Below are 13,776 nucleotides of genomic sequence, written 5' to 3' on the forward strand. Positions count from 1 at the left end.
TTTAACTCCAAATTGTTTTTGGTTTGATTATTATCTGTTTTTGTAACAGCTCAATTTCTTCCATTTTTGGCATAGCGCTCGCACAGCCTTGTTTTGATACCACTATAGCTGCAGCAGCGCTCCCAGATTCAATAGCTAGTTGCCAGTCTCTAGAGGACATATAATTCATTATCACATTACCTAAAAAAGCATCACCAGAACCATATGGTTTAAGTGCGGGTAAATTATAAATTCCCGTATCAAGACGATCTTTACCAAAAAAAAGACTACAGCCACTCTTGCCCCGCTTAAGAATCATTGCCTGATTGCTTGCAACACATTGTTTAACCTGTATATTTATATCTTCTTGAAGGATTTTAAATTCTTCTTCGTTGCCAACTAATACATTTGTTAATCCTGCAGCCTCTTGATAAACAAAACGGGTAGTTTTCTGATCAGGCCAGTTCCATGGCCTGTAATCTAGATCTAGCCATACTTTGCAGTCATTTTTTTGAGCATGAACCATCATTTTCAAAGTTTGTTTTCGTGATTCAGCTTCAATTAAGCTGGTGCCAGTTATTATTAGATTTTGGCTTTGAGTAATTGCAAGTTTTACATCTTCATTACAGACAATTTGAAGATCAGCAGGATTATTACGATATATTACTACTTCACAATCCTCTTGGCGTACTTCAGCAATTGCTAGACTAGTCCTCTCATCACCATAAGTTGTTTGCATCATCTGCAAATCAATACCTTCAATTTCAAGACGCAGCCGAACAAATTCACCAACTGGATCGTCAGACAAGGCAGAGATAAGACCTACTTTACCGCCTGCACGCTTCATAGCTATTGCAATGTTCGCCCCAGAACCGCCCACATCACTGGCAAATAAGTCTGCATCGCGAGTTTTACTTCCTACAGGTTGCGGGTACAGATCAAGGCCAGCTCGTCCCACAACCAAGGCATCATATAATCGATTTTCTTTATATTGCATCATGTGATAGTTTTGTTTCAAACATCCAGCCACTTTCCAGTCATTGCAGAACGGTCTATTGCATCCATAACTTTTTCGATTTTTAAACCATCGGCAAAGTTTGGCCACACTGGCTGACCCGTTTCAATTGAATCAAGTAAATGTTTAAGCTCACAAACCTTTACATCAATAAAGCCAAGGCTATGGCCTGCATTGGGTAAAAACGCATCATATGGTGGTTGCGCTGGGCCACTCAATATTGTTTTAAAGCCCTCCTGTCTTGGATCATCACTTCTTGTATAAAGCTTAACTTCATTTAAACGCTCTTGGTCATGACAAATCATGCCTTGAGAGCCATGTATTTCCCAACTTAATCCACACTTTCTTCCCCATGCTACTCGACTGACGCGCAATGTCCCCTTAATTCCACTCTCAAAGTGGGCCAATGCGGTACAGACGTCATCGTTATCAACTGGCAATGTTTGTCCCGGATTCTCTGGATCCGAACGCTCTTTGTGGACTGTATCGTAATCTCCCACTAGGCGAGTTATTGAACTACCCGTCATATAGTGTGCCATACTAACTAAATGACACATAACATCAGCATTTGCACCAGAGCCAGAAGCTTCACGATTCATACGCCATGAATGAGATCTATCTGGATCAGCTTCATTATCAACATCATAAATCCCATGAAATCCAATTACTCGACCTATAGCGCCTTCTTCAATAAGCTCCCTAGCACTTTGAACAGCAGGATTTTGAGTATAGTTGTAGCCTAAGATAGTTTGTGCATTGCTAGCTTGAGCGGCTGCGAGCATAGCTTCAGAGTCTGCTAAATTAGTTGACATAGGCTTTTCACACCAAACATGCTTACCAAGTTTGAGAGCAGCTACTGAAATTTCTTTATGAAGCGAATTGGGAACACATACTGAAATCAACTGTACCTTTGGGTCATTGACCACATCCATCCAATCTGAGGTGCAACGAGAGTATCCCATTTCAGTTCGCATCACTTCAGCTCTTTCAGAGTTGTAATCACAAATCATCTCCAAACTAGGCCTTAAGCCATCACCAAAAACACTCCCAGCTGCTGCATAAGCAATAGAATGGGCTTTGCCCATAAAAGCAGTGCCAATAACTCCTACGCCAATAGTTTTCATTCTCTTTCCTCTATTTGAATTCCAAATTTTTCACAGTAACTTTTAATATTTTTATACCCCATTGTCACATAGGTTAATGGGTGGGCCTTAGCCGGGTCTTGTTCAGCCTCTACAACTATCCAGCCACTGAAGTTGGCTTCGCCCACCATTTTAAATAGCTCGGAAAAATTAAAATCGCCGTCCCCAGGAACTGTATAAATCCCACTCAAAACTGAGTTTAAAAAACTTGAATCAGTATCTAGTGAGTGGTTTAATATTTCACCTCGAACATCTTTACAGTGAATATGCATAACTCTATCGTTGTATTTTTTATAAACTTCTAAAGGATCAGCACCAGCATAAATTAAATGACCAGTATCAAATACTAAACCAAGATCAGTAGTTGTCATAGCCATTAGCTTGTCTATTTCTTCTTCGATTTGAACTACTGTTCCCATGTGATGATGATAAGCAAGCTTCATTCCATTCGACAAAGTATATTTAGCTAGCTGACTCAACTTTTCAGTCCACTCTCCCCATTGACCATCATCAAGGATAGGGCGTTTTGAGAGTGGCGAACTAATATCTCCATGAACACAAGAGTCCATTTCACAATAAACAATTACTTCCGTCCCCATATCTTTAAGAAGATTCATGTGTGGTGTTATTCTTTCTATCTCATCTTCAAGACTGTCTGCTAATAAGCCCCCACAAAACCAACTAGAAACTACGTCCATACTATATTTATCAAATAATGGTCGAAGTATTTCCGAATCCTTAGGCCACTTACCTCCTAATTCAAATCCACGATAACCGGCTTGTTTTCCCTCTGTTAAGCAATGCTCTACTGAAGTATCTTTGCCCAGTTCAGGCATATCATCGTTAGTCCATGAAATCGGACTAACACCAATTTTTACACTCATCTTACTTCTCCAAATTATTGTTAATATTATTTAATCAGCAAGTCTAAATTGCTGAAGTTCCAAAAGCTTTAAATTAAATTCCTCTAGACTAACTAAATCTAGAAGTGATTGCTTAGTAAGTTCAAACATGCTCATGCCCTGCAACTTAGAGTTTGAATTTTGATCATAGTCAAGGTTTGTAGGAAATGCATAGCCATCTGTTGCACAAATAAGGACATTCTCAATTAGTTTCTCTGAAAGAGTTTTTTTAATTGAATGCTCCAGTAGGAATGGGTAAATACGCCTAAGAATTTTAATGTAATTTATACTCTCCATAGTCTTACCAAAAGGAGATGAAATTTGTAAAAGGTTGCCGATCCTTTGAAAGTCATTTGAAGTATTGGAACCAGCTCCATGCAATAAAGCAGGATTAAAAAAAATACCATCGCCTTTATTCATTTGATTTTGAACTGCATTCGTATTAAAAAATTCAGTACATGCATTGTCTCTCCAGGCAAGATAACCTAAGTCGAAGTGGTGTGAATAAGGCAAAACAATCGTGGGCCCAGTCTCTAAAGGCATGTCGGTGTGTGCGACCCCACCTTGCAGAGTTAAATAGTTTGAAAGGCGGTGAGCTGAAATAGGAAACAGCTCAACAACTTTATTTTCTTGAAACCCTAAATGATAATCACGGTGTGGTTTTTGCATTTCACCACCAGGTCTTACAATATTAACTTGCGCAGTCATTTGAGAATTTGGCCCACACCAGGACTCAGCAACTAACTTTAAAATATCATTTGAATAGTAACTAATAAATGCATCAGGATCCTCCAACGCAACTTTTTGAAAACTATTCCATATCCTTGTATTTGTTCCAGAAGCGAAATGGTCATTGCTAGTTCCAATCTCTTTTTGAGTAATTTTCTCAAAAATCCTATTGCTCTGATCTAAAACTTCATGTTCATAAAGATTGCGAATAACAAAAACCCCTGGGCCACTTTCTAAGGCATGAAATAACTCAGTTTTTAGTTCTTTTTCTTTTTCTTTATTTCCAATAAATGAAGTAAAGTTTTTTGCATCATAAACGACCACATTATTTATAACTGATTCGGATAATGGGTAGTCCTTATTTAGAGTTTTTTGAGAGCAGACTTTCTTTAGGTCATCATAATTTATATCAGACTCACTGAAAAAAACTTGGCTATTAGTTGATTTTAAAGCTTCTTTGTTCATATTTAATAAGGCTGTTGTTTTTTCCCTTTCTTATAAGAGTTATAGACTTCATCGCCATTTTTATTTGACGAAACCTCAGGAACGGCAACCTCCCACCAACATCCACCTTCTGGACTTATTTTATGAGAATCAGTCACTAAGCTAATAAGATAAGATTTTGAAGATAAACGGGCACGTTCCAGAGCTGAAGCTAATTCATTAATATTTTCAATATGTTCAGAGTTCGCTCCTAAAGACTGCGCATGAAGGGCAAAATTGACATTTGGATGGCCGTCATCAATACTTTCACAATCCTTCAATAAATTATTAAATGATCGGTTTCCAGTTGCATTTTGCAGTCGATTAATACAAGAGAAACCTCGATTATCTAAAACAACTACAATTATTTTTTGTCCTAACATTACGCTTGTTGCTAATTCTGAATTAAGCATCAAATATGACCCATCTCCTACAAGAACAATTACTTCTCGCTCAGGCTCAGCCATTTTTACGCCAAGACCACCAGCTATTTCATAGCCCATACAAGAAAACCCATACTCCGCATGATAACCGCCAGTTTGCTCAGTTCTCCAAAGCTTGTGAAGTTCACCAGGAAGACTTCCTGCAGCACAAACAACTATATCTGTCGCCTTTCCATTTCGCTTTAACTCTCCCAAAACTTGGGCGTCAGTTGGCAGTAAATCCATAGTTTTAGATGTGCTCTTTATTGAGGTTATTTCATCGTAATAGTTATTCCATTTACTGCTTTCTTTATTCGCTAAGTCTTTCCATTCTTGACTTGCTTTCCAATCAGATAGCTTCGTATCTAATTGTTGAATTCCAAGCTTTGCATCGCCCCATAATGGCAATGCATTGTGTTTTATTGCATCAAAACGGGCTACATTTAACTGCACTATAGTTGTGCTTGAAAATAAAGCTCTGGAGCCAGAATTGAAATCATTTAAGCGTGTACCAATAGCCAAAACTAAATCTGCCTGTTTAGCCATATTATTTGCTGCATTTGATCCTGTAACCCCAATAGCGCCAACATAGCTAGAGTGGTCCCAAGCCAAGGCGCCTTTTCCAGCAGATGTCTCTGCAACTGGTATTTGGTGTTGTTTGGCAAAATGTTGTAAGTCCTCACAGGCCTTAGCATAATGAACTCCTCCACCTGCAATTATTAAAGGTTTTTTTGATTTAATTAACAACTCTATTGCATGGTCTAATTCAGCATCGTCAAGTTTAATCTGGCGAATTGAGTGAGTTTTTTGAGTAAAGAATTCTTCAGGATAATCGAATGCTTCAGCCTGCACATCTTGAGGCAAAGATAAAGTTACTGGGCCACAATTTTCTGGGTCTAGCAGTGTTTGAATTGCCACAGGTAAACTATTAATTATTTGCTCAGGCCTCATAATTCGATCAAAATAACGGCTGACTGGCCTGAAGCAATCATTAACGCTGACTGTAGGGTCTGAAAAATCTTCTAGCTGTTGAAGAACAGGATCAGGAGTGCGGCTTGCAAAATAATCACCAGGCAATAATAACACTGGCAGTCTATTTACATGGGCTAATGCTGCAGATGTAATCATATTAGTTGCACCAGGTCCAATTGAACTTGTACAAGCCATCATTCTTTGTCTATTATTAGCCTTTGCATAAGCAATGGCTGAATGAACCATTCCTTGCTCACTATGGCCACGAAATGTAGGAAGCCACTCTTCACACTCTGACAATGCCTGACCCATTCCAGCAACATTGCCATGTCCAAAAATAGCAAAAACTCCGGCAAATAATGGATGTATTTCATCGTCAATCTCTATATATTGGGCTGATAAATATTTAACGATAGCCTGTGACATTGTTAGTCTGAGTGTTTTCATAGTCTTTACTCCTCTCTATATTTTTTCCAAGATTTAATTAGTTCTATGTAATTATTAGACACTAAATCAATCAACTCTTGATCACTTATCTTTTTTTCCATCCACTGCTTGGCTGGCTCATAAAAAATTGTCCTACCAACAGTAAAACCTTTACAAATTTTATGTTTTGAGGCATCCTCAAAAGAACTTTTTACAGCATCCATAGATGCTGATTGACCTAATAATAACACACCTTCACAGTGTGCATCATTTTGTAATATCACATCGCTCACTTGCTCCCATGACTTGTCTTTCAGTGCTGGCAATTTCCACCAATCTGGTTTGATACCAAGACCATAAAGCCTATTTAGTATTTGTGAAATGGTTGATTCATCCTCTTCCAAGTCCCCAGGTAGAATGATCTCTAATAACAATTGATGTCCACTTTGAATACAAGCAGAATGGAGCTCTATAATTTTCGATTCTTGCTTTAACCTCAATTCAATAGGATCATTGATATGATAAAACATCAGGCACTTTACAACATGCGTAAGTGGCCAAGACTGGAGTTTCGATCCAATCGATCCTCCTCCCTCAAACTCCAAAGGATAAGAGCCTGGAAGCTCCACAGGCCTTCCAATCCACCATGACTTTTCAGCAATAGAGTGAAGCGCTTCTTCACCATAAGTGTCATCGATTAATACACCCACACTATTCTCATCAATATTACTTATCTTAATAGTCTCTTCAATAGAATTCAAAAATAAATTCTTTAACTTAACTACTTGCTTAGGGCTCTCTCCACAATTAATCGCCAGGTCATAGAGCTGTTTACGATGATCAAAAGCGAAGCCAAAAATCTCAGATCGAGCAATACTTCTTGAACTGACTCTATGAAGATGATTAAGCTCTTTGTCTTGACTTGGATCTGGAATATTATGCGCATTATTTAGATAATAAAAGAGCTCTTGCTCACCTGGAATAGCTGGAGCACAACCATGTCTAGAGACCACTAGAGCTCCAGATGCATTTGCATAATTGGCACTTTTTTCAAGACTTTCATTTCTTAAATAACCACGCAAAAATCCAGACATGAAAGCATCGCCAGCACCCAGAACATTTAATATATCTACTTTATTACCTTTGATAACTTCAAATTCACCTGAGTTATTTGGAATATCACCACTAATTATTGTGCATCCTATTGGCCCAAGTTTTAAAACAATAATTGCATCACTTAGCTTGCGAATTTTCTTTAAAGAAGTAACAGTATCTTCACTTCCACCAGCAATATGTATCTCCTCTTCAGTACCCACAATTACATCACAAGAAGGAAGTATAGTTTGTATGTGCTTACTTACATCAGCGCTTGCAATAAAACGAGACTCCCCATCACCCAGTCCTGTTAAACCCCATAAGACAGGCCGATAATCGATGTCTACAATTACCTGAGTGCCCCCTGCTTTAGCGAACTCAATAGCCTTCATACTTGTCTTATATGTTTTGTCAGAAGAAAAGTGTGTCCCTGTAATTAAAAGCGCTTTACTGCTAGCGATGAATTCGGCTGAAAAGTCTTTTATATCAACTGCCATATCGGCGCAATCGTTTCGATAAAAAATAAGCGGGAAAGTGTCTTTATTTTGTATCCCTAGGACAACTAAAGCTGTTAATCGATCTTTGTCTGTGACAACATGCGAAACATCAACTCCAACACTTGCTAATTCATTTCGCACAAATCGACCCATATGTTCATCACCAACTCTACAGATCATTGCAGACTTTAGCCCAAGTTTTGAAGAGCCATAAGCAATATTTGCAGAAGAACCTCCAAGATATTTAGCGAAACTTCCCATGCCTTCAAGAGTAGATCCAATTTGTTGTCCGTATAAATCTACTGCAGCACGCCCTAGGCAAATAACATCAAGTGCTTTCATTATTTATCTAACATCCATTGATGATCAGGGTGATTTTTAAAAATCCATTGACGTTTTGGGCCCGCCATTACATTTAAATAGTAAGAATCATAACCATATGGAACACCAACAGGATGGTATCCAGATGGAACTAATACAACACATTTATCTTCTACTGCCATAGTTTCATCAATAGACAAATCATCAGTATAGACACGTTGGAAAACAAAACCTTGCGATGGGTTAATCCGATGATAATAGGTTTCCTCAAGATAAGTTTCAACGGGAATGTTGTCTGAGTCATGTTTATGAGGTGGATAGCTCGACCAATTACCCGCAGGAGTTTTAACTTCAACAACCAAAAGACTATCAGCCTCATCTTGTTCAGGCAAGATATTACAAATAGACCTTGTATTAGCTCCTTCTCCCCGCACCTCATTAGTCATTTCTTCAGGTTTTATATGTCTTACAGGATAATTACCAAAACCAGGCGCAGCTGCAATTGCAAGTTCAAGCTTAGTTAATGCTTTAATGGTTATTTTATGATTATTAGGCACGTATAACGCATGAGGTTTTTTATCTTCAAAGACACTCATTCTATCGCCAAGATTATAAAACTCTTCATCTTCTACAGTAATATCGGCCTTCCCAGATAAAATTACCAGACATAGCTCATTATCAACTTCTGTCAAATTTAAAGTTTGCGAGGGCTCCAGCTCATAAGCTTTAAATCCAACAAAATCCCAATTTGCTGATTTTGGTGTAATATCTTGATAACAACCATTTGAACTTAATTTAGGGCGAGATAAAAGTGACATATTTAATTTCCTTGTTGATGATAGCCAATTGATATACATATGGCCTGAACGAGACACATTGTGGCCCCTAAAGACCTAAAAGTATGAATTTCTGCCTCATGAATGCTAAATAAAAAATCTGCTAAATGAGCAATAGGATTGAGCTCTGTATCGGTCAGCAAAATTACCTTTGCTTTTGAATTTTTTGCCTCTTTAACCGCTTCTGTTGTCATCGTATTGTAAGGATTATAAGTAATTGCAATGAATACTGTTTTGTCATCAAGCCAATTTGAAAGGTTCTCCACTTCATTTACATCATTAGCAATACGACATCGAATACCGAGATTGTTTAACATGTAATAAAAGTAATTTGCTACTGGTTGTGCTCTATTTGTACCGCATAAAATTACTTCTTTAGCATCACACAATGCCTTCACTGTTTCTTCTATTAACTGAACATCTATTTGCTCAGAAAGTAATTCTGTAGCAACAATATTGCGACTCGTAATTTCTTTAAAGATATTTGAACTATTTGTAGACACACTTGTTTCAGTAACTTTTTTCACGTCAGTGATGCGTTGTCGATAGTTAATAGGAGATTGTGAAATTTTGACCTTAAACAGATCTTGTAGTTCAGCAAAACCACTAAAACCAAAGTGTTTTGCAAAGCGGACTAGGGTTGAAGGGTACACTCCAATTTCTGACGCAATAACCGCCAAGGTATTTATTGCAAGGTTTTGTGGCTGATCAATTACATAGAAAGCAATCAACTTCATTTTTTTGCTTAATCTTGGATAGCTTTCTTGAAGCAAGCTATTTAAATCATTAATATCTTGTGGAGGCATTCTACTTAAAATCTATAAATTAATTGAGTTGCCACTTTGGAGTGACTCTTTAGCAGCTTCAGCAATTTTTAACGCAAGAACCCCATCAGAAATATTAACACTAGGCTGAGTACCAGACTGAAATGATTCCATAAAATGCACTAGTTCATTGTGGAACGCTTTTCCATATCTTTCTAAAAAAAAGTGTTGGTTTTTGGTCTGCTTAATTCCAGATGAGTTACTTAAAATCACATTGTCTTCAAGGACATTTTTAACTTGAAGCATGCCTGTCTCACCAAAAGCTTCAATTCTCTGATCATAACCAAAGGAGGCTTGTCGACCATTAATAATAGTAACTATTGCTCCCTTATTCATATTCATTATTACACTTGCTGTATCAACATCTCCCTGCTTAGCAATATCATCATTTGCAGCATTAGCTGAAACATAGATACTTCTTGGAGTGTCATTAAGAATCCAACACGCCATATCAAAATCATGGATCATCATATCGTGAAATAAACCACCAGACCCTGCGATATAATCCATTGAAGGTGGCTCAGGGTCATGAGAAGTTATTATTAAAGACTGAATTAAACCAATTACATTTGCATCAACTTTATTTTTTAAACTAGCCATATGAGGATCAAAACGTCTATTAAATCCTAACATACATACAATACCACTTTCTTCAACAGCTTTAGCGCACGCCAATGCTCTATCAAGACTTAGATCTATAGGTTTTTCACAAAAAACAGGCTTACCAACTTTCGCGCATTTTTCTATAAGGTCTGCATGGGTAGAAGTACTGCTAGCAATAATAAAAGCATCTATTTCATTATTTTCGAATGCCTCATCCATTGAAAGAGTGATAGCATTGTATTTATTCGCAAGATTTTCGGCAGACTCTTGATGAAAATCTACAACAGAGTGGAGATTAGCGTTTTCATCACTGGCTATCGCGATAGCATGAACTGCTCCTATGCGACCGGCACCAATTAGACATATTTTCATAATTAACCTCTATTTTTTTAATACTGATAATTCTTTATTACCAGACATCATGGCTTGTAATTCTTGGAAATCAATTTCACCTGCTTTAGCCGTACCTAGAGTCTCACCTCGAGATAAAACCGTAAACTTATCCCCCACTGCCAAAGCATGGGAAACATTATGAGAAATAAAGATTACAGCAACACCTTTTTCTCGAACCCTTTCAATAGTTTTTAGCACATTTGAGGTTTGATAAACTCCCAGGGCTGAAGTTGGCTCATCAAGTATCAATATTTTGGCGCCAAAAAATACAGCACGTGCAATAGCAACAGTTTGCCTTTCGCCCCCAGACAGAGTCCCAATTGATTGAGTAGGGTCACGCAATTGAATTCCCATTTTGTCCATTTCAGTCATCAAAATTGAGTTGCATTTCTCAAAATCCATGATGGTGATTGGGCCCACTTTTTTTGTCAGCTCCCTGCCAAGCCAAAAATTACGAGATACAGACATTAAAGGAATTAAAGCTAAGTCTTGATAGACTGTAGCAATTCCAACATCAATTGCATCTCGAGGGTTATTAATTTCAGTCTCTTGTCCATTAATACTGATCTGTCCACTTGTTGGCTGATGAACGCCAGACATGATTTTAATAAATGTAGATTTTCCTGCTCCGTTATCACCCAATAAACAATGACATTCTCCAGCATTAATAGAGATTGAAACACCTTTGAGAGCATCTACATTTCCGAAGCTCTTATGGATATCTTTAAGCTCCATTAACGGTAAATCACTCATCATTTTGCCCCAGTAATTAATTTACGAACATGTGTATTAAGAATAACCGCTAACAATAGAAGAACGCCTAAGAACACTCTAAACAAAGAACTCTCTACTCCAATAAAAAATAAGCCTTGTTGAACTACTCCAAATATGACTGCTCCTAGTGCAGCTCCAATAACTGAACCGTAGCCGCCCGTTAATAAAGCGCCACCTATAACAACTGAAATAATCGCCTCAAACTCTTTTAGAATTCCTCTATCCGCTGAAGCTGAACCAAACTCAATAACCTGGGTAGTTGCAAATACAGTTGCACAAAAGGCTGTAAAGACAAACATCAATATTTTAACTCTGTTTACTGGGACACCTATATGACGTGCAGCTTGTGCATCACCGCCTGAGGCATAGATCCAGTTACCAAACCGAGTTTTTGTTAATAAAAAATGTGCAAAAATAACGAGTCCTATAGCCCAAACCATCATCATTGGGATACCCGATACAACTGGCTGACCAGCCTTTGTGCCAGCGACAAACGTTTGAATTATGCCTTGCTCAGCAAGCCAGTCAAATACGCCTGTAAATATCTTGCCACCAAAAACTGGTGCTAACCAATCATTTTCAGCGACCTCTGTAACTCCTCCAATAATGGTTTTTTTCGTACTTATAATTGCAATAAAGATTGTCATGCCTCGCAGGATATATAAAAATGCAAGACTCACAATAAAAGAAGGTAAATTTGTTTTGACTGTAATGTAGCCAATTAATGCACCTATAGACATCGAAACAACAAATGCTATAAGGATACTAAGCCATACTGGCCAACCCCAAACTACTGAGGTCACTGCTATGACAATTCCGGCAAAACCGATCATTGAGCCTACTGATAGATCAAATTCTCCAGCGATCATGAGAAGGCAAGCGCCAACAGCAATAATGATAAACTGTGAAGACACGATTCCCCAATTCATAGAGCCTTCTAATGAAAACATCCCCGTATCTCGGGCTACTAAAAAAAAGAATAGAAAAACTAATACAACTCCAACAATTGCACCTAAGTCAGGACGAAGTAATGCGACACTAAATTTGGAACGAATTAATGAAATTTTTTTTTCAATTGTAGACATGATTTGATCCTATTGGTTTATCCAAAATAGCTAAATTTGAACTTTAAACCTGATAAAGATAAAAAAAATGCTACCCACCAATTTAAGATTATGGTGGGTAGCACGTTAATAAACTAAATTAACTATTAACGGTAAACGCCTGCATATTTTTCAACTAAGCTAATATTACTCTTAGTGATAAATCCAGGGCCAGAGTTAATTGCACCAGAAGGCCATACACCATATCTTGACAAGTTAGTCAACATTACAACTGGAAGATATCCTTGTAAGTACGGCTGTTGATCAATAGCGAAAGAAATAACATCTGCTTTAACAGCAGCTGCAATCTCACCCGAAAGATCAAAAGTACCAAAATAAATATCGCCCGAACGACCCATATCATCTAAAGCTGAAAGCGTTGGATGAGCAGAAGTTGGACCTAAAGTAAGAATTGCATCTGTATCAGGATTTGATCTAAGATGAGCCATAACTTTATTTTTTATTTCTGTTGGATCTTGTCCAGAGTCGATCATTTGATTTCCAAGATCTACACCAAGAGCATCTGCATAGCCCTGGCAACGATCAACTGATACCGGGTTTGTGAAGAAGTGATTAACACATAAAAACTTTGTTGCTCCAGCAGCTTTTGCTCTCTTACCAGCACCAAAACCAGCATCATACTCAGGCTGACCAATGTGCGCTAATGCTCCTAGCATTTCAGATTGCTCACGAGTACCAGAGTTAATTGTTACAACTGGGATTCCTTTTGCTATAGCTGAAGTAATTGGTCCTTTTAGGACGTCATAATCAGCAATCGTAACAATAATACCATCAGGGTTGCTTGCAGCAGCCTGCTCAACGATACGTGCCATATCAGCAAGATCTCCTGTAGTTGGGTTACGATAATCAACATCGACACCCATTTGCTCACCAGCAATTTCAATTGCATTTTTAATTGTATTCCACCATGAATCAGAATCTGGTGCATGGCTAATTAGTACAAACTTTTCACCATCTGCCATCGCTGCCGTACTTCCCACAGTTGTTCCGAAAAGAACAAAAACTGAAAGAAATAGACTTGAGACATATTTATTAATTTTCAACATAATTTTGTATCTCCTTTCTATAAGTTTTTTTGAAGTCACGATTGACCACAATATTGAAGGATTTTTAGAACTTCAATATTTGGAGTATACATGAAGATATATATGTTTTCTAATATTTAGAAAATAGAACATATGTTATAATATCTTTTAAAATTAATCAGTTAGTGCCAAGCCAACCTAAAAGATATTCCAG

The 13,776-nt window shown here is 37.7% G+C and carries 12 protein-coding genes; all 12 read right to left on the reverse strand.

Annotated elements, in window-relative coordinates:
* Position 1 precedes the first annotated feature (1 nt).
* Complete coding sequence (locus tag ABXT69_RS07950) at positions 2 to 979, reverse strand: PfkB family carbohydrate kinase (RefSeq protein WP_416677811.1); 978 nt, start codon at positions 977 to 979, stop codon at positions 2 to 4.
* Positions 980 to 993: 14 nt separating this feature from the next.
* The gene (locus ABXT69_RS07955; protein WP_416677812.1) at positions 994 to 2,118 is read right to left on the reverse strand and encodes a Gfo/Idh/MocA family protein; all 1,125 of its coding nucleotides are present in this window, start codon (positions 2,116 to 2,118) and stop codon (positions 994 to 996) included.
* A complete protein-coding gene (gene iolE, locus ABXT69_RS07960) occupies positions 2,115 to 3,020 on the reverse strand; it encodes a myo-inosose-2 dehydratase (RefSeq protein ID WP_416677814.1) in 906 nt (301 codons plus the stop codon). Before iolE ends, ABXT69_RS07955 begins: the two co-directional genes overlap by 4 nt.
* A gap of 30 nt (positions 3,021 to 3,050) precedes the next feature.
* Positions 3,051 to 4,232: a phytanoyl-CoA dioxygenase family protein gene (locus tag ABXT69_RS07965; RefSeq protein WP_416677815.1), complete on the reverse strand. Its 1,182-nt coding sequence runs from the start codon at positions 4,230 to 4,232 to the stop codon at positions 3,051 to 3,053.
* 2 nt (positions 4,233 to 4,234) lie between these two features.
* A complete protein-coding gene (iolD, locus tag ABXT69_RS07970) occupies positions 4,235 to 6,091 on the reverse strand; it encodes a 3D-(3,5/4)-trihydroxycyclohexane-1,2-dione acylhydrolase (decyclizing) (protein WP_416677817.1) in 1,857 nt (618 codons plus the stop codon).
* 5 nt (positions 6,092 to 6,096) lie between these two features.
* Positions 6,097 to 8,004 (reverse strand): bifunctional 5-dehydro-2-deoxygluconokinase/5-dehydro-2-deoxyphosphogluconate aldolase, encoded by a 1,908-nt coding sequence (locus tag ABXT69_RS07975; protein ID WP_416677818.1) that lies wholly within the window; start codon positions 8,002 to 8,004, stop codon positions 6,097 to 6,099.
* Entirely contained in the window at positions 8,004 to 8,801 is a 798-nt protein-coding gene (gene iolB / locus ABXT69_RS07980) for a 5-deoxy-glucuronate isomerase (RefSeq protein ID WP_416677820.1), read from the reverse strand. Before iolB ends, ABXT69_RS07975 begins: the two co-directional genes overlap by 1 nt.
* Positions 8,802 to 8,803: 2 nt before the next feature.
* Positions 8,804 to 9,625: a MurR/RpiR family transcriptional regulator gene (locus ABXT69_RS07985; protein ID WP_416677822.1), complete on the reverse strand. Its 822-nt coding sequence runs from the start codon at positions 9,623 to 9,625 to the stop codon at positions 8,804 to 8,806.
* A gap of 12 nt (positions 9,626 to 9,637) precedes the next feature.
* A complete protein-coding gene (iolG, locus tag ABXT69_RS07990; RefSeq protein WP_416677824.1) occupies positions 9,638 to 10,618 on the reverse strand; it encodes an inositol 2-dehydrogenase in 981 nt (326 codons plus the stop codon).
* Between the two features lie 9 nt (positions 10,619 to 10,627).
* Entirely contained in the window at positions 10,628 to 11,392 is a 765-nt protein-coding gene (locus tag ABXT69_RS07995) for an ATP-binding cassette domain-containing protein (protein ID WP_416679586.1), read from the reverse strand.
* Positions 11,392 to 12,498: an ABC transporter permease gene (locus ABXT69_RS08000; RefSeq protein WP_416677826.1), complete on the reverse strand. Its 1,107-nt coding sequence runs from the start codon at positions 12,496 to 12,498 to the stop codon at positions 11,392 to 11,394. The genes ABXT69_RS07995 and ABXT69_RS08000 overlap by 1 nt, the downstream gene beginning before the upstream one ends.
* 125 nt (positions 12,499 to 12,623) lie before the next feature.
* Positions 12,624 to 13,583 carry a sugar ABC transporter substrate-binding protein gene (locus ABXT69_RS08005; RefSeq protein ID WP_416677827.1) on the reverse strand — a complete coding sequence of 320 codons (960 nt, stop codon included), beginning with the start codon at positions 13,581 to 13,583 and terminating at the stop codon, positions 12,624 to 12,626.
* Positions 13,584 to 13,776: the final 193 nt, after the last annotated feature.

The sequence above is a fragment of the Candidatus Pseudothioglobus sp. Uisw_016 genome (genome assembly GCF_048087635.1).
Classification (GTDB): domain Bacteria; phylum Pseudomonadota; class Gammaproteobacteria; order PS1; family Pseudothioglobaceae; genus Pseudothioglobus.

Bases quoted from the DNA above. Each gene is read 5' to 3' on its own strand.
- ABXT69_RS07950 (WP_416677811.1), bottom strand. From the start codon at position 979: ATGATGCAATATAAAGAAAATCGATTATATGATGCCTTGGTTGTGGGA.
- ABXT69_RS07955 (WP_416677812.1), bottom strand. From the start codon at position 2,118: ATGAAAACTATTGGCGTAGGAGTTATTGGCACTGCTTTTATGGGCAAA.
- iolE (WP_416677814.1), bottom strand. From the start codon at position 3,020: ATGAGTGTAAAAATTGGTGTTAGTCCGATTTCATGGACTAACGATGAT.
- ABXT69_RS07965 (WP_416677815.1), bottom strand. From the start codon at position 4,232: ATGAACAAAGAAGCTTTAAAATCAACTAATAGCCAAGTTTTTTTCAGT.
- iolD (WP_416677817.1), bottom strand. From the start codon at position 6,091: ATGAAAACACTCAGACTAACAATGTCACAGGCTATCGTTAAATATTTA.
- ABXT69_RS07975 (WP_416677818.1), bottom strand. From the start codon at position 8,004: ATGAAAGCACTTGATGTTATTTGCCTAGGGCGTGCTGCAGTAGATTTA.
- iolB (WP_416677820.1), bottom strand. From the start codon at position 8,801: ATGTCACTTTTATCTCGCCCTAAATTAAGTTCAAATGGTTGTTATCAA.
- ABXT69_RS07985 (WP_416677822.1), bottom strand. From the start codon at position 9,625: ATGCCTCCACAAGATATTAATGATTTAAATAGCTTGCTTCAAGAAAGC.
- iolG (WP_416677824.1), bottom strand. From the start codon at position 10,618: ATGAAAATATGTCTAATTGGTGCCGGTCGCATAGGAGCAGTTCATGCT.
- ABXT69_RS07995 (WP_416679586.1), bottom strand. From the start codon at position 11,392: ATGAGTGATTTACCGTTAATGGAGCTTAAAGATATCCATAAGAGCTTC.
- ABXT69_RS08000 (WP_416677826.1), bottom strand. From the start codon at position 12,498: ATGTCTACAATTGAAAAAAAAATTTCATTAATTCGTTCCAAATTTAGT.
- ABXT69_RS08005 (WP_416677827.1), bottom strand. From the start codon at position 13,583: ATGTTGAAAATTAATAAATATGTCTCAAGTCTATTTCTTTCAGTTTTT.